This is a genomic window from Terriglobia bacterium, assembly GCA_020072565.1.
GTDB lineage: Bacteria > Acidobacteriota > UBA6911 > UBA6911 > UBA6911 > JAFNAG01.
In genome coordinates this window covers 79,764-96,901 of record JAIQGI010000005.1, presented here as the reverse complement: position 1 = coordinate 96,901, position 17,138 = coordinate 79,764, and the positions used below count along the sequence as shown (strand labels likewise).

The window sequence follows — 17,138 nt, the reverse complement described above, 5'->3', positions numbered from 1 at the left end:
CTCTTGATGCTGGCCCGCCTTCGCGCACAAGGCGGGCCAGACGGATTTACCGGTCCAGCTTCGTCTCACCCGTGATCGATAGCCGCACTTCCCGGCCCGCCGCGCCGGTCCCTGGTTGTCCGCCGCCGACAAAGATGCGATACGATCCGCTGGCAACGACCCGCTCGCCCGCCTCGTTGACGTAACTAAGATCGCGCGGATCGAGCGTGAACTGGACAGGTTGCGTCTGGCCCGGAGCGATACTCACCCTCTGAAATCCTCGCAACGACCGGATCGGAGCACCAGGCAGGTTCGGGAAGATCAGGTACAGTTGCACAACTTCGTCCCCCGTTATGCGGCTGGTGTTCCGAATATCCGCGTCCACCTTCAAGCCGGCGTCCGCATTCACTGTGGATGACGAGAGCTTCACATTGCTGTACGCGAACTTTGAATAGCTGAGCCCGTAGCCGAACGGGAACAGCGGCCGGCCATCGAAATAGCGGTACGTCCGCCCCTTCATGGAGTAATCATCGAAGGGCGGCAGATCATCGGTGCTCTTGTAGAACGTCACCGGCAGCCGCCCCGCCGGATTATTAACCCCCGCCAGTGTTTCGGCGACAGCCGCGCCGCCTTCTTCGCCCGGATACCACGACTCCAGAATCGCGTTGGCATTCTTGGAGGCCCAATTGACCGCCAGCGCGCTCCCGTTCATCAACACCACGACGAGCGGTTTGCCCGTGGCTTTCACTGCCTGTAAAAGGCTTTCCTCGTCTTTCGGCAGATTAATGTTGGTCCGATCGCCGTTGCTGAATCCTTCAATCTGCATCCCGCGGCCAGCGCCTTCTTCTCCCTCCAACTGCGAGGTGATGCCGACCACGGCGACTACGATGTCCGCCTGTTTCGCTGCCGCTACGGCGTCACTTACGTCGTTCAGCAGGTTCCACTGCAGAGTCGGACCGGTCGGGCCAAAGCCGCCCCGCCCTCCGCCGAACGCGCCCGCTGGAGCGGCGGGATTCGCAGCCTGCGGCGCCGGGGGCGTGCGGAAAAACTCCACCTTCAGATCGTAGTTCTTTCCTGCTTCCAGGCTGACTTCCGCCGTCCTGAGGCGTGCCACTGCCGGATCAGGCGGAGCGCCGAATCTGCCTTGAGGCCGCGAGGTCCAATCGTCTATCACGGCCTTGCCATCGAGCCAGACGCGAATTCCGCCGGCGCCGTTGATCGTGAGCTCATACTTGCCGCTTTGCTGCGGAGTGATGGCTCCGGTCCATTGCGCTGAAAATTCCGCTCCCACTTCGGCGGGCAGAACCGATACGCCGCGGCCGCCGGGAGCCGCTCCAAATCCCGGTCCGCCAAAGCCCAACTGCGCCTCGGTTCGCGTGGCCACGGGCGTTCCGGAAAGGTCCTTGTTGTTGAAATAGACCGCCGTCAGCCCCGGCTTGCCATCCGTTGTGTGATATGCCGATGCGGGAATCGTCACCGGAAAGCGCAGGAATTTCGTCCCGGGATTGTAGGTCACCTTGGCCGAGGCGAACTGCTTCCGGATGCCATCGAGCACCGTTGTATAGCGCGAGGGAGTACCGTTGTAATTGCCCTCCAGCGCAACCAGCGAATCCGCGATGGGTCCCACCACCGCGATGTTCCTGACCGACGATTTGAGCGGCAGCACGCCATCGTTCTTCAACAGCACCATCGTTTCGCGCGACACTTTCAGCGCCAGTTGCCGATGCGCTTCGCTGTCCGCTTCCGCCGCCGGGATTTGCGCGTACTTCACCATCTCCGGCGGGTCGAAAAGCCCCAGCTGAAATCGCGCTTTGAAGAGCCGCTTGAGGTTGACGTCGACCTCCTTCTGGGTGATCAGCTGTTTCTGCATCGCCTCCAGGTAGGCTGGTGCATCGCCCCCCCCGCAGTCGTTATCGGTGCCCTTTTTCAGCGAAAAAGCCGCAGCCTCAGGCATGGTCGGCACGAACTTATGTCCCCGCCAAATGTCGGTTATGGCCCCGCAGTCCGATACCACATAGCCGTTGAACTTCCATGCGCCGCGCAGGGTGTCCTCTAGGAGGAATGTGTTGACGCAGGCGGGCTCGCCGTTGATGCGGTTGTAGGCACACATTACTGAATCCGCTTTGCCTTCCACCACCGCGGCTCGGAAGGCCGGCAGATAGGTGTCTTCCATGTCGTGCAGCGACACCTTCACGTCCACCGAGTGTCGCGTCGATTCCGGTCCGCTGTGCACGGCGAAGTGTTTCGGCGTGGCGATCGTCCGGAAATATCTCGGATCATCCCCCTGCATGCCGGTGACGTAGGCCACGGCCATGCGGCCCGTCAGGAACGGGTCCTCCCCGTAAGTTTCCTGCCCACGCCCCCAGCGCGGGTCGCGGACAATATTGATGTTCGGCGCCCAGAAATCCAACCCGAGGGCACGCCCGAACGGGGCGGCTCCGCCCGTTGCTGGTTGCCGCTGCAATTCGTGAAATCGCGCGCGCGCCTCAGTGCTGATCGCCGTCGCCATCTCCTTGATGAGTGGACTGTCAAACGTCGCCGCTTGCCCGATCACTTGAGGGAAGACCGTCACATCCCGCGTCACCACGCCGTGAGCTGCTTCGCTCCACCAGTTATAGGCGGGTATCCCCAAACGCGGTATCGCGGGGGTCGTATTGACCAACTGGCCAGCTTTTTCTTCCATGGTCATGCGCGAGACGACGTCGTCCACGCGCTGGTCGATCGGCAGGGCAGGATTCAAATAGGCGGGTTGCCCGCTGGCACCGCCCTGGCCGCGGCCGCGGCCGCCGGCGGGTGCTGCCGCAGCCGTGCCCCAGCCGGGCGGTGGGTCGTAGTCCTTGCGCGTACTGGTTTTGTCGGCCGTGGGGAAATCGTTCGGAATTTTTTGCGTCACATTGCCGGTCGCAGCCCATTCTGTTCCGCGTTGATAGGTGACGATGAATCCGACGCTGTTAAGCGCGGTAAGGTCGTGCCCCAGCAGCGTGTGAAACACGCGCCCTTTGCCGTAGGAGAGCACGATCAGCATAGGCTCGTCGCAGCCCGTGCCCTTGTTGGTTGGGTCCGAATACGCCGTTGACAGCACCGTCATGTTTTCGCCTGGCCCGCGCATCCTGGCATATAGTTCGTCGGCCGTGTGCATCCACTCTTTGGGCAGCCCCTTCGTGATGGGGTGGTCGGTCACGATATTCACCATCTTGATCGGGAGACGGGCGCCGTGGGTGCCTGCGGATCCCGGGCTGGCGTCGGCCACCAGCTTGCCCTCTTTGTAATAAAAGTGCGGTCCTGACTTCTCGTTCCTCCCTCGCCAGCCGCCGATGCCGATCATAAGGTTGAATTCGCGCCAATTCGGGAAGGCGTTATCGGCAGCATGGACGATGACGAGCCCGCCTCCGTCTCTGACGTATTTCTCAAACGAGGCCTTCAAGTCGGCGGACCAGCGTTCATCGGGCGCGTCGTAGTTGAGGACGATCACCTGGTACTTGCTCCAATCCGGCTTGAAGTTGGTGAAGTCGCCGCCACGCGGCGGAGCCGTGACCACGTCGGTCTGGAAAATGCCGGTGTCATCCAGCATTCGCTTCAAGTACGGCGTGGTCTCCTGCCAGGCGTGGTAGGGCCCGCCCGACTCACCATCCAGCAGCATGACACGGGTGGGAGGCGCGGCCACAGCAGCCGGCACGCTTAGGAAAAGCACCATCAGAATCATCGCATATATTGCATTGCGCATGTTGTCTCCCCTCACTTCCGAAAAAGTAGCGGCCTCGGACGAACTGCGGAAGCGCACTATATCGGAAAATCAGATCAATGAGGACTAAAAGCGACGCTCATCCGGCCCTAAAAGGCCAGTGGGCGCCGCATAGTTGTCTTTATGACGGTCTCCAAACCATCCAGCAAGCGGTTATTTGAAGAGCCGGGGAGCGAAGTCGTTCAAGCAGCGGCGCCACGTAAGCCATTCGTGGGCTGTTCCCGGCGACTCGAAGTACACGTTCTTGATCCCCACCTTGGTCAACTGGTCGCTGAAGTTCTTGGTGTTCGGCCCTTCCACGGAGCCGATTCCCAGGAAGAGGACCTTGACCTTCTTGTTGAACGCGGCGGCATCCGCGAACACGCCGTTGTTGGACGTCTTCGGATCGAATGTGCCACCGCGGCCGCCGCCGCTGCTGCCGCTGAAGCCGCCGATGTAAGCGAACTTGTCCAGGTTGCCGAGGCCGGTCATGAACGTCTGCATGCCTCCCATCGACAACCCTGCCATGGCGCGATTCTCGCGGCCAGGAAGCACACGGTACGTCTTCTCGATCATCGGAACAAGATCGGTGAGCATCATCTCAGTGAATGCCGACCCGGTGAAACCGGCCAGGCCGCCGCCTCGGCCGGCAGGGGCCCCTCCCCGAGCGCCCTGAGCTGGCGGCGCGGCTGCTCTTGCCGGAGGCGCTCCCATGCGGGCGTTGAATATCGAGCTATCCTCTCCTGGCTTGACAGCATTGAGGTTATCCATGACGATAATCATCGGTTTGGCCTTTTTCGCCGCAATCAGGTTGTCCAGGATAAGATCGGCGTGCCCCTGGGTATGCCAGCCCTGTTCGTTCTCCCCCCAACCGTGCAGCAGGTACAGAACGGGATAACGCGTCTTCCCGGCATCATACCCCGGCGGCGTGTAGACATAGCAGCGCCGCCATTTTCCCGTGATTTTGGAGTAGTACCACCGCTGGCTCACCTGGCCGTGCGGCACGTCTATGGGCAGATAATAGTCGACATCCGCCGGCTCGGGGATTTCGATGCCGCTGTTGTCCCAGCCGGAGCCGAAAAATGTGCGGGTCGCCGGATCAGCGACGGTCGAGCCATCGATGACCAGCGAATAATAGTGGAACCCCACTACCAGCGGCTTCGTGGTTACCATCCAGGCGCCGTCAGGCCCCTTCTCCATATCAAAGGCACCCCCGACCCTGACCTGCACCTTTTGGGCGTCGGGTGCGATAACGCGGAATGTCGCTCGACCGTCGGGGTAAACACAGGGATACTTCGCGCCCGGGACGTTCAGGCTTGAAGGCTTGCATTCGTCCGTTGCCTGCCCCCAACACATGCCGCAACAAAAGAGCAGTTCGGACATGATGATTCTCGCTAGTCTCATAAATCCTCCTCGGAGCGGTGCCTGGATTAGCGTCGCCGATCTCATCTTAACAGTCCCGGCGTTTGGTCCGATAATCGTCAAAATGAAAACGCGCGGCCGGAACTGCCAGGGCTAGTTCTCGGCCGCGCGAATTGAAATCTAGAACACGAATCGCAGCTGTAACTGCAGATTTCGAGCCCCTTGATGACCGTTGACGACACCGAAGCATGGCTGGGCACGGATGAAGTGACACGCGCAGCCCCTTCAACCCGCATGGCACCCGACAAGGTCTCTCCTCCCGGCCGGATTATTGTTTTTCTCAGTCCAGGGCATAGCGCAAACGTTCCATTTGCCCGAAAATGCAGAGCCTCAGCGCGATCAAAAAATGCGAGAAGCGAGCAAACAGAGCGCAACCCAGGATCCTGGGCGGCGCAAACTTCCCGAAGCATGAGGGCTCACACCCTCTACTCCGAGAAAAAACTCTCGGGACAAACGAGGGCCAGTTGCGAAGCGATGCGGCTGAGGTTCTCGTTGCTGCGCATTAAACCTCAGTCGTCGCTTCGCGACTCGCTCACGACAGGCGCCTTATTCAGCCGCCGGTAGGCAGTTGAATAAGGCGCATGGCGATGCACTCGGCGCGCGTCCTCAGAACGAGAATCGCAACCACACCTGTATGGTTCGCGCCCCCTGATAGCCGGTGGCCATGCCGAAGCCCGACTGTCTCGGTGTCGATCGCGTGGGAATCAGTTTGCCGCTGGAGTCGAACGGAAGATTCACGATCGTCGAATCGGTCAGGCTCGCCACTTGCATGTTGGTTTGCCGCCCGGTGATGTGGGACTGGTTGAACACGTTGAAAGCGTCGATCCGGAACGAAAGCCGCCGGCCCTCACCCAGGCGAGCCACACGGAACTCGCGCTGCAAGGCGAGATCGAACTGCTGGTTGAAGCAGCCGCGCAGGTAGTCCTGACCGGACTCGAGCCCCACGCTCCCGACTGCGGGCGGGGCAAAGGCTAAAGTGCTAAATTGCCGGTAGATATCGCTGGTGTTGCAGCCACCGCCCGGATTGCCAATAACCGTGACGCGCCCGCCGAAGTCCGGCGAGCCGGTGATTTGCTGATTGCCGGCGCCGTTCTGGAAGGACGCACCGACCGTGTATGCGCTGGCGGTATTGGCGCTCCAGATACCGGAGAGCTGCCAGTCTCTGGTCACCGTCTTCACCAATTGCTGGGCGAGACCGGAGCCGACGTTATTCAGCGCCGGGATAGCCCACACGAAATCGCCCTTGAAGGTGTGCCGGGTGGGGATGTAGTTGGTAAACAGCTCGTTGGCCTGGTCCTGGTCGGAACGATAGGACCAACTGCCGTCGGCGGCGTGTTGGATGCGCGCCCCGGCATCTCCAAACTGCTTGAGCATGATCGTGTCGCTGAGCCTGAATTGCACACCATGGGCAAAGCGACGATTTAACATCATCTGCAGAGTGTGCGAGGTACGAAAGCCGCGCGGTATCATCATGTTGATGCTGCCGAAGCCGCGGATAGAGCGCATCATGTTCTGGGTCACTGCCGCCCCGCCGGGAAGCGCGCTGGTGACCGTCGGGTCCTGATTCGCCGCCAAATAAGCGGCGCCTATATCGACGGTGTTGATGTTGATTTGTTCGACGACATTGTAGGCGTGCTCGCCGACGTAGGAGAAATCCAGCATCGTGTTAAATGGCAGCATATACTGCACGCCGGCATTCCAGGTCCAGGTGCTGGGGAGCCCGCTGTTGAGCTGGTAAACATTGAGGTTGGCAGCGCCTTGGGTGGTGAGCCCACCCATCGTCTGGAACGAGGAGTAATACAATGTCTGGCTCAGTTCGTTGGGCGGGTTTGCGATCTGGCTGTAAATGGTGTTGCCGGAGGGACGATCGAAATACATGCCGGCGCCGCCACGGAAGATGATCCTCTGCTTACCGGTGACATCATAGGCGACTCCAAAACGGGGCGCCGGGCGGAGCGCCGGCCAGTTGTAGGTAGTGGTAGGTACTGGGTCTGTTCCCGACGGAACCAAACCGTTGATGAAATTCCCCGAACCCGGCACCAGCGTGCCGATCGCCACGGCTGTGTTAGGCCCCAGCAGTTGGCCGGTGCGCGGGTCCTTCGCCTGGCGGTTCGAGCCGCTGCAGGGATAGGTCGTGGCGCAACCCGCCAAATAGTAGAGCGGCGCACTGGATAGGCTCCATTTGTCGGGCAGCCAGTTCACGCCCTGCCCCAGCGAGTCGTATTGCGGCTGCTGATGGACGAGGCGCACGCCGAAGTCCAGCGTGAGCCTGGCATTAACCCTCCAGTTGTCCTGGATGAAACCCTCGAGATTGTTATAGACGTAATTGCCCTCGACGTACTTCGACAACTGGTTGTACGAGCTGAAAACGCCCACCGCCGCGTTGGCGAAGCCGAACCCGGTGTCCAGCAAGTTGTTCGAGTCGTTTCCAAAATTGATGTTGCCCTGCCACGTCCCCGCCAATGACTGCTGCGCCTTGTAGCTGTGGTTCCAATAAAAGCCGGCTTTGAGCGTGTGGCTGCTTTTCACTTTTGTAAGACTGATGGTCATGTCGGTGGTCTGGTTGGTATTCAGCCAGCCGGGGAACGGGAAGTTCGGGGGTCCGTTCGAAACACGGCCTCCCCAGGAAAATTGGGGCACCAGGCTCATCTTCGTCCCGTCCCAGATGGGGGGCTTGACGGACTCCATGGCCTGGAAGGCGTAATAGCTTGGGTTCAGCACGCCGGAATCGGGAAAGAGGGACGGCAACCCGGTCAGGCCGGCGCCGGACAGGCTGGCCACGGTGTTCATAGGGATGGAGCTTGTGCAAAAGCCTGGCGCGGCGGTATTTGTCGGCCCAAAGCAGCCGGCCAAGTCATTCCGCGAGTGACCAAAGGTCCCCTCCATGAAAGTTGACGGATTCACGCTGTAGGTGATCGTGCTGGCCCACGTGTAGAACCACTTTTTGTACACCTGGGTATCGTTAAAGCCGGGGAGGGTGCCCGTTTGAACAGTGGCCGGCTGCTCCCACAGGGATAACTTGAAGGAGCCTCTCAGTTTTGCAAGGGGCTGGTAGTCGAATTTCATGATCGGCGCCTGCGACATGATATCTTGAATCGGCAGCGGCATCCTGTAATTGTAATTAAGGCCGGCAGTGGTGAGGTTCGGCATGGGGTATAGACTCAGGATCTTCAGCCCCAGGGGGTATATGCGATTGGCTGGGATGCGTCCGAGAACGCCGCCGTCCTTGAAGCAGGCGGTCTGGTTGGAAGCCGAACACGGGCCGCTGATAAGCGGGTCCTTGATATATGGGTACGGGTTGCCGAGATTGTCCGTCGTTTGCGAAAAATCGCCTGCGCGCTCCAGCGCCGTTGGAAAGCGGTAGGTCACAACGCTGCCGCCCGTCACCGTCATAGAGCGGGGGTCGAACTCGTGGCTGTAAAAGAAGAACAACTTGTTGTCGCGCCCCGGCTTCCCGATGGGTCCTCCGATCGAGAAGCCCCAATCTTTTTGCTTGACGTAGGGCCTGGGGTCGCCGTTGAGTATGTTAGTCTTGCTATTCGCATACCACCCCGACTGGCGCATAATCAGAAAACCCGTGCCATGAAAGCGGTTCGTGCCGCTCTTCGTGACCGCGCTGATCTGCACGCCGCTGGAGCGGCCGTACTCGGCCTGGTAGCCGGACGTCAGGATCTTGATCTCCTCGATCGATTCCGTGTTTACTGAAATCAACATGGCGTTGTTGCCGGTATCCATGGTGGAAATACCGTCCATCATGATGTTCCCGTTGCCGCCTGAGTAGGATGTTATGTCCCCGACCCGGGCCGGTTGGCCGGAGGTGCCGCCGACCCCCGGAATTACACTGGTCAGGAGGTTCGTGAAAACCCGGCTCGATAGCGGCAGGTTCTGAACCTCGATTTGCGCGACCGTGGCCGATCGTTCCGCGCTCTGCGTCTGCAACAGTACCGCTTCGGCGGTAACTGTTACGGTCTCGGTCGTGCCGCCGACTTCCATCGTGAGGGCGCCGAGGCCAATGCGGTCGCCCGGGCTTACGGCGATGCCCGTGCGCTTGAGCGTCTTGAAACCCTTCTGGTTGATCTCCAACGTGTAGGTGTCGGGCGGCACGTTAGGCAAGACGAATTCACCGCTTGCGTTGGAAATGACCTCGGAAAGCCGTGTCCCACGCGTTTCGCTGATCAGCGTCAGGGTTGCACCGGCGATTACCGCGGCTTGCGGATCGCGAACACTTCCCGAGACGGTACCAGTGGTTAACTGGGCGGCCGCCTGCGGGACCGCCGAACAGAATACTAATGCCGCGGCAAGCGCGACTAATGCAATACGGTAGCTCATGATTCATCCTTTCATCTATGGCTAGACATGGACGAAGCGTCACGCGCAGCCCCTTCAACCGGCATGGCACCCTGGTCTAATACGGGCCGAATTATTGTCTTTCTCGTAAGTCCAAGGAAACTGATGACATCCCGTACGCCTGATGTATCAGAGCCCCAGCCCCGCTCCAAACGTGCGAAGCGCGCCAACAGAGGGCAAACCGAAATCACAAGCGGCGCCGGCTGCCCGGAGCGGGGGGGGCTCATGCCCTCAAATCCGAAAAAAAACTCTCTTAGCCCATGCCGCTGGCGTCCGGACGGGTAAGAACCTCTTAAGATATGGAAACCGGATGGCACGCTAGCACGCACGTCCCGTACTGGCTAGGTTTCGTACGGTGTCCCGCGTTCAACGCCAACGGAATCTTTTGCTTGCGCCAATCGGGAAAAGGATGGGTCCTTCACTGATCTAACTGTTAACTGCTCCCATTAAACCCCTCAACCAGGCCCGGGTGCCCCTGCGTGGCTATTTTGAATCTTCCACGACTTCGATGCCATTCACGCAGGCCATTCCCTTGATAGGAACGAATGTGAGGACGATCTTGCCCTGCGCGTTGGGTCGAATCCCGGAAAAGGTCTGGTACAGAGGCAGGCCCTCCCCACCCGCCTGCTTAAGGATGTCGAAGTCCCTCAGCAGGGCTACGCCGTTGCAGTAGACGTCAAAGATACGGCTGCCAACCCCACCCACGCCGGTGTTATTTTGTCCGTAGTGACCTTCGCAGAATTTCAACGTTACCCGATATCGGCCCTCGGCCACCGGCACGGCATAGGAAAAATGCCCCCACCGCTCGCTGGCATAGAGCGCCATGTCAGGGGAGTTGCTCTCCCGAGCCGGATTCATGGCTCGGACCAAGGCATTTCCTCCCAAAAAATAGGAATCGCCCTGCCACTGCTGTCCGGCGGAATCCTGCCACCCGGCCGGCCAACCCGCTCGAATTCGGACGGGCCTGACCTCCCCGCCACTGACCGGCAGCACCTCGACTCCGCTCAGCATGGCTGCGCCTCTCATAGAGGCAAAGCTCAGGTGAAGGACGCCATCTTCGGCCGGCGAGATGTTCCTGAAGATCCGTTCATCCGAGATGTTGGACCCCGCGGCATCAGCCACCACATCGAATACATCCAGAATCGGCTTCCCATTGGCGGAGACCCGAAAAACACGCTGCCCCTCGCCGCTGGATTCCGCGCTAATGAAATCGCTCAACCCCGTCTCGGCAAAATGAAGGTGCAGTTCGTAAGTGCCTGGCTCAAGCGGAATGTCATATCGAAAATCGCCTTGGCGGATGTGCCGGTAAATATCGGGATCCAGTGTTCGGAAGATCTTCTCCGACCGACGGACCAGCACGGAACCTCCGGAAAAGAAGCGATCCGCATCCCATGTCCGTCCGGTGCGGTCGACGTAGGGATCGGTAGATCCTGTGATCATGCGCAGATCCCCGCTGCCCGGCGATGCCTTTGATACAGGGCCGGGAACAACGGTCAATTTGCCATCAGCCGAGATGGGCTTCGCCGCATGCCAGCGCCACCAGGGGAAAACACCAGCGGCTATTAAACCAAGCGTGACGCAGGCAATTACCAGGCCGGTGAGCCACCTCGAGCGTACCACAACAGGCGGCTCCGCCACCGTCGCCTCCCATCTGAATTCCGTGCTGTATGCTCCCGGCGGCAAGTTGATTCTGACCGGACGGCACGAACCATTCTCGGCCGAGTAGTATTGCGCCAGTTTCTTCCGCACTTCGTTGGCGGTTACGCGGACAATCGTGTGCTGGCCCGTATCAAAGTCGGGCGGCAGCTGGAAGAGTTGGACTCCGATCAGGCGTTCTTTGAGAGCACCATTCGATCCCTTAATTGTCTGCTCGACGATGTACTGGATGAACTCCCTGCATCGCTTGCTGGTGCGGAACGCATCACTCTCCAGCAGGCAGTTGAGTTCGGCCCGCACGGCCCGCTCCTGTGACTCGCTGAGTCTCATCCGTTCGCTTTCGTGCATCCTCTGATCCGATAACATCAGTATCGTCAATTGGAGGCGGCCGAGTGCCCACAACGGCCACTAATGCGTTAGTCGGCCTGGCGGCCACAAATCCCCCGCGCGGCTATTTCGTCTAAGCTCTGTGTGACAACCCCATCCCCGCAGGGCAATCAGCTGTTACAAACGGAACGAGGCACTTAATGGATCCGACCTGATCGTGCCGAATGAAAATTGGGGTTCGAAGATCCCGCGCAGCCCCTTTTTACACGTTATGGTGGCGATGCTAGCGCTTGCACTATTGCCAGTCAAGCACAATCAATACCCGGTCAGGCAGGACCTGCTGTATGGCAGAGTGTATGGATCCGCGGCACGCAGCAAGGAGCGGCCTTCTGAAAAAACCGGAAGAAACGAGGTATACGCCGATCCTGGAACCAAACCAAGGGTTAACAGCCGCAGCTAACAGTTAACGGGACAAGACGCCAGCTCTTTTCCCATGAGCCCAAACACATGACTGCATTAGCCCTGAACGCCCTGTACCGTACCAAACATTGCCAACAGGAATTTGCGCGTATACATTAAGGTGCCTTAACAACGACTTTCCCCGTTAGGTTCACTGCAGCACGTGGCCGAGGCGGCGAACGGGCGCCCGGCAAAGCCCGCGACATGTCCGCGCTGCGGCCCCTGGTCCACAGCTGCCACCAACGCCAAACTCACCGGCTGTTGGGAGGACCGGGGTCAGTCATCGTCTGAATGCAAGCGCGTACGATCAGGCGTTGCTTTGAATTATGCGAGGGATGCCTCAATGACCTTGGATCGAAGCTGTTCCGGAAGCGTCGGGAGTGGGCTACTTCACATAGTCCTTCTCTGTGAAATCGAACTCATAAACTTATCGTCGCGATGATTTTGGTTAGCTAATAGACTGCGATGGTGCTCATTCCCTCAAAAATGGGACGCATCAACGAGCGCGCCTTGCTGGGGCGTCTGCAGCATATCGGCCACGCCTCTCGTGCCGATCTGGCCAAATCCCTCGGGCTGAGTCAACCGACGTCAGGAAGGATTGCCGATGACTTGCTCCGCCTCGGCGTGCTGGAGGAGGTGGACGAAGTGGCTGCTGCGTCGCTGCCGCGTGCGCGCGCAGGGAACAGACGCGGAAAGGCTGGTCGGCCGGGCAGAATTCTGCGTTTGAACCGGACTCAGCCCCGTTTTTTGGTCATCCAGCTGGATGTGAGCGAAACCAACCTTGCGGCGCTGCCCTTGGGCGTCGAGCCCGAGGATCACTGGACCTTTCAGACGAAGACCTCCTCATCGGCGGAGGCCTGGGTGCGGCAACTCAAGGCGGTGGCCGCGAAGATCCCGCGTTATGACTATTGGGGTGTCTTGGTGAGCGTGCCCGGGATTGTCGATGAAGCGCATGCGCGCGTGTTGTTCTCGCCCAACCTGCACTGGACCGAGGCTGTTGAACTCCGTGCGCTGATACAGCAGGTCTGGCGGGCGCCTGTGGAATTGGTGCAGGAAGAACGAGCGCTCGCGTTGGGCCACCAGAGCGTCGATGCCAGTGAGGAGGATTTCCTGCTGGTGGATTTCGGCGAGGGTGTCGGCGGGGCGGCGATTATCTCAGGCAGGCTGTACAGCAGCCCGTTGCCTCTCAGCGTTGAGCTGGGACACACGCCCGTGCTCGGCAACCGGCGCAAGTGCGGCTGTGGCGCCTTCGGCTGCGTCGAGACTCTCATATCCAAGCGCGGGTTGATCCGGAGTTTTGCATCCGAACACCACAGTGCGGGGTCTGCCTGGGAATCCCTGCAGGAAGCCGTCGCAGCGCACGGGGTCCCCCCGTGGCTGGCGCGGACCCTCGATGCGACCGGGGTCGTGATTTCGGGTGCGCTGAATGTCACAGGACTTCGGCGTCTCATCCTTACCGGAATCCTGACGGAACTGGCGCCTTCCGTGGTCGAGTACCTCTGCAATGCCATCATGAGAGGGTCGATGTGGGCGCGGTTCGGCGAACTTTCGATCGAAACGGCTCCAAGGCGCCGGGCCGCGGGCCTGGTTGCGGTTGGCATTGACCGGCTGGCGCTGCCCATGGAAAAGAACAGATGGATAGGAGAAATGCCGCCACCCGCCCCCAATCGGGCTTTTCGCGGCTGGCTCAGCTATAACGAGTAGTCATGGAATGAAGAAGATCAGGAGCCAACCAATGGCTGTCAGTCTGACCTCAGGCACACAGGCTACAGCCTGTCAGCCTGGCTCGCAGCCCGCCCTACACTTTGAGATCCCAGCCTTTGCGGAGGAAGGGCTTGAGATGCTTGTTGGCCTCCTGATTGTTGGCGAAGCGCATGTTTTTGGCGTCCCACATCAGCTTACCAGGGACGCGCAGCGCTATGGCGCCAAGCGCCAGCCATTCGAGGTACTTCCCGGCGACGGCGAATTCGGAGACGCCCGGAGCGCCGCCTTTGCAGGCGCGGATCCAGTCCTGCTGGTGATTGACGCCGCGCTGCAGGGATTGCGGCGGCAGCCTGTACTCGGCCCAGCGGGATGCCGGGAGGAGCCACACGCCTTCGCCGCGCGAGGTCGTCGCCATGTAGCCCTTGGAGCCCACGAACACGGCGCCATTGCCCGGAGCGCGCAGCGTGGGATCCTGCGGGGCGCCACCGGGTCCCGCGGCACCGCCACGACCACCGGGAGCGCCGGCGGGGGGACCTCCGGCCCGTGCTGCAGTCACCGGCTTGCCATCGAGGGTGAGCTGGTCGCCCACCAGCATCATGCCATCGCCGCCGCCGACAAACGGCCGGCCCTTGTCGGCGAGGTTGTTCATGGGCGGGAACAGGCGATCACTTTCCGCCATGCCGGGAGGATTCTGGAAGTCGCCCCGCATGTTCTGGTAGACGTGGATGGTGACAGGGGGCATGCTGCCGCGCGCAGGGAATTCGAAGATGATGTGGGAGCGAAGCGGCCAGACCCACTGGTTCACTCCTTCCACCTTCACGCATTCCACGCTGATAGGAGCCGCCTTGTCGAGCCGCAGGGCCAGGTGCGCCGGACCGAGATTGTGCACCAGCCAGTCGCCCAGCGATCCGCCGGTGGAGAAGTCCAGAAACGCGCGCCACTGGTTGGTCATCAGCGGGTTGAAGAGGCGCTGGACGGCCGGACCGAGCCACAGGTTCCAATCAAGAGTGTCGGGCACCGACACAGATTCGGGTCCGGTGCAAGGAATGTTGGGTTGGCCGCCGTAGATCATGCCCGTCCAGGCGTGCACTTCCTTGACGTCGCCGATATCGCCCGACCAGAGGATCTCACACGCTGTCTTGGTTCCTTCGTGGCTGAATCCCTGATTGCCCATCTGAGTCGCGACTTTGTACTTCACCGCGGCATCAGCCAGGAGACGCGCCTCCCAGGCCGTGCGGGTGAGCGGCTTTTCGCAGTAAACGTGCTTGCCGAGGTGCATGGCCAGCAAAGCCACAGGCGTGTGCGTGTGATCAGGCGTGGCGATCATCACGGCATCAATATTTTTCTCGGCCTCGAACATTTTGCGGTAGTCTCTGTACTTCTTGGCGTTCGAGTAGGCCTGGAAGCCGCGTGCCGCGCGCACGTCGTCCACATCGCACAAAGCGACGATGTTTTCGGTCACGGCGGCGCCACGCAGGATCTGAGGACCGCGTGTTCCCATCCCCACACAGGCAACGTTGAGTTTGTCATTCGGGGACTTGTAGCCGAGGGCCGACAGCGACGGCGTTCTGCCGAATCCGCGCGCCGGGATGGCGCCGGCCAGAAGAGTTCCATAGAGGAAGTAGCGCCTGGAGAAACGGTGTTCGTTCATACGAAGGGCCTCCCGCATCCAAATGAAGCAACGCATCCGCTTTCGGTGAGCCGCATTCTATGCCGGCCAGGGAGCCGCCGCTACGAAAAACAACAATACAAATCCCTAAAGGAGTATGCATATTATGAAGATAAGTCGACGCAGGTTGATGCAGCTGTCGGCTACGGTGGCGCCAGGCGTGCCGCTCCTCTGCGCGTTCGGTCGCAGAGGGCTTACCGCAACTGGCAATAAGTCGGCGCGCGCAATTGCAGCGGGCCCGTTTAAGCCGACATGGGACTCTCTCACTTCAGGATATCAATGCCCTGAGTGGTTCCGCGATGCGAAGTTCGGCATCTGGGCCCACTGGTCTGCGCAGTGTGTCCCCGAGCAAGGAGACTGGTACGCGCGCCAGATGTATATCCAAAGCCACCGTCACTATCTGTACCATGTCGGGAATTACGGCCATCCCTCCAAGTTCGGTTTCATGGAATTGGACAACCTGTGGAAGGCGGAGAAGTGGGAGCCGGAAAAACTCATCGGGCTTTACAGGCGCGCCGGCGCAAAATATTTTTTTGCGTTGGCCAACCACCACGACAACTTCGACACTTACCGCTCAGGCCACCATGCGTGGAACTCGGTCAACATCGGCCCGAAAAAAGACATCGTAGGCATTTGGGCGAAATCGGCGCGTCAGGCCGGGTTGCGGTTTGGCGTGAGCAACCACAGCGCTCACGCCTGGCATTGGTTCCAGACCGCGTACGGGTACGATGCCGAGGGTCCGGATGCGGACGTGCGCTATGATGCGTACACGCTCAGCACGAAGGATGGGAAGGGCAAATGGTGGCAGGGACTCGATCCGCAGCAGCTCTATACGGGCCGCAGCATGGTCATTCCCGACGGGATCAAGACGATCGCCGAGGCCACCGCCTGGCATGAGAAGAACGACCGCCGCTGGGACGAGAACCCACCCGCGCAGAATCCCACATTCGTCGAGCACTGGTTCCTGCGATGCCAGGATCTCATCGATCAGTATCATCCGGACGTTCTGTATTTTGACAACACCGAACTGCCTCTGGGTCAGGCCGGGCTCGATATTGCCGCGCACTACTACAATTCCTCCATCAAGCGGAGCGGCCGGCTCGATGTGGTGCTCACTGCCAAGAACATGTCCTCTGGACATCGCAGAGCCCTGGTGGAGGATATCGAACGCGGCGTGGCCACCGAAATTAGACCTGAACCCTGGCAAACCGATACCTGCATCGGTGCCTGGCACTACGAGCGCCGGCTTTTCGAACAGAATCGCTACAAGACCGCCGAACAAGTGGTCAAAATGCTCATCGACATCGTGAGCAAAAACGGCAACCTCATGCTCAGCGTCCCGGTGCGCGGCGATGGCACGATCGACGAAGACGAAGTGGCCTGTGTGGAGGGGATCGCCAGTTGGATGGCAAGCAATGGCGAGGGGATTTACGGCAGCCGGCCGTGGAGTGTGTACGGCGAGGGGCCGTCCGTTTCCACTCCGCCTCCCAAGGGAATGTTTGGCGGCGCCCTCGACGTGCGCGCCTACACGAGCGAAGACATCCGATTTACTACCGTGGGCGAATCTCTTTATGCCTTCGTCCTTGCCTGGCCCGAGGGTGGCAAAGTCACCATCAAAATGCTTGCACAGGGCAGTGCCTCTTATCCGAAGGAAATCGCCCGCGTCGAGATGCTTGGAAGGCCCGGCCCGCTGACATTCACCCGCAGCCCGGCGGGACTCGCATTGACATTACCGGAAAAGAAGCCCGGAGATTTCGCTTATACGCTGAAGATCAATTCATAATAGCGGAGAGGCGAGAATTCAAGAGTTGCGCGATTATTCTCGAAAAGAGGAGGTCTTAGCGGTTTGGCATT

Annotated in this window: 7 protein-coding genes; 2 read left to right on the top strand and 5 right to left on the bottom strand. The window is 60.1% G+C overall.

What is annotated here, in order from left to right; genetic code table 11:
• Positions 1–46: 46 nt before the first annotated feature.
• The 4 genes from LAP85_04365 to LAP85_04350 form a co-directional block, all read right to left on the bottom strand.
• Entirely contained in the window at positions 47–3,703 is a 3,657-nt protein-coding gene (locus LAP85_04365; GenBank protein ID MBZ5495612.1) for a glycoside hydrolase family 3 C-terminal domain-containing protein, read from the bottom strand.
• Positions 3,704–3,874: 171 nt separating this feature from the next.
• On the bottom strand, positions 3,875–5,104 hold the full coding sequence (locus LAP85_04360) for an esterase (protein ID MBZ5495611.1): 1,230 nt from the start codon (positions 5,102–5,104) through the stop codon (positions 3,875–3,877).
• Positions 5,105–5,728: 624 nt separating this feature from the next.
• Complete coding sequence (locus LAP85_04355) at positions 5,729–9,451, bottom strand: carboxypeptidase-like regulatory domain-containing protein (GenBank protein ID MBZ5495610.1); 3,723 nt, start codon at positions 9,449–9,451, stop codon at positions 5,729–5,731.
• A gap of 501 nt (positions 9,452–9,952) precedes the next feature.
• A complete protein-coding gene (locus LAP85_04350) occupies positions 9,953–11,473 on the bottom strand; it encodes a malectin (GenBank protein ID MBZ5495609.1) in 1,521 nt (506 codons plus the stop codon).
• A 924-nt stretch (positions 11,474–12,397) separates the two neighbouring features.
• Here LAP85_04350 and LAP85_04345 point away from each other — a divergent pair.
• A complete protein-coding gene (locus LAP85_04345; GenBank protein MBZ5495608.1) occupies positions 12,398–13,615 on the top strand; it encodes an ROK family protein in 1,218 nt (405 codons plus the stop codon).
• 94 nt (positions 13,616–13,709) lie between these two features.
• Here LAP85_04345 and LAP85_04340 read toward each other — a convergent pair whose 3' ends face one another.
• Positions 13,710–15,266, bottom strand: coding sequence for a Gfo/Idh/MocA family oxidoreductase (locus tag LAP85_04340; protein ID MBZ5495607.1), 1,557 nt, complete (start codon positions 15,264–15,266; stop codon positions 13,710–13,712).
• A gap of 124 nt (positions 15,267–15,390) precedes the next feature.
• Between LAP85_04340 and LAP85_04335 the strand changes: the two genes are divergently transcribed.
• Positions 15,391–17,067 carry an alpha-L-fucosidase gene (locus LAP85_04335; GenBank protein MBZ5495606.1) on the top strand — a complete coding sequence of 559 codons (1,677 nt, stop codon included), beginning with the start codon at positions 15,391–15,393 and terminating at the stop codon, positions 17,065–17,067.
• Positions 17,068–17,138 lie beyond the last annotated feature (71 nt).

Excerpts from the sequence above, each read along its gene's own strand:
- LAP85_04340 (MBZ5495607.1), bottom strand. The coding sequence starts at position 15,266 with ATGAACGAACACCGTTTCTCCAGGCGCTACTTCCTCTATGGAACTCTT.
- LAP85_04365 (MBZ5495612.1), bottom strand. The coding sequence starts at position 3,703 with ATGCGCAATGCAATATATGCGATGATTCTGATGGTGCTTTTCCTAAGC.
- LAP85_04345 (MBZ5495608.1), top strand. The coding sequence starts at position 12,398 with ATGGGACGCATCAACGAGCGCGCCTTGCTGGGGCGTCTGCAGCATATC.
- LAP85_04350 (MBZ5495609.1), bottom strand. The coding sequence starts at position 11,473 with ATGCACGAAAGCGAACGGATGAGACTCAGCGAGTCACAGGAGCGGGCC.
- LAP85_04355 (MBZ5495610.1), bottom strand. The coding sequence starts at position 9,451 with ATGAGCTACCGTATTGCATTAGTCGCGCTTGCCGCGGCATTAGTATTC.
- LAP85_04335 (MBZ5495606.1), top strand. The coding sequence starts at position 15,391 with ATGAAGATAAGTCGACGCAGGTTGATGCAGCTGTCGGCTACGGTGGCG.
- LAP85_04360 (MBZ5495611.1), bottom strand. The coding sequence starts at position 5,104 with ATGAGACTAGCGAGAATCATCATGTCCGAACTGCTCTTTTGTTGCGGC.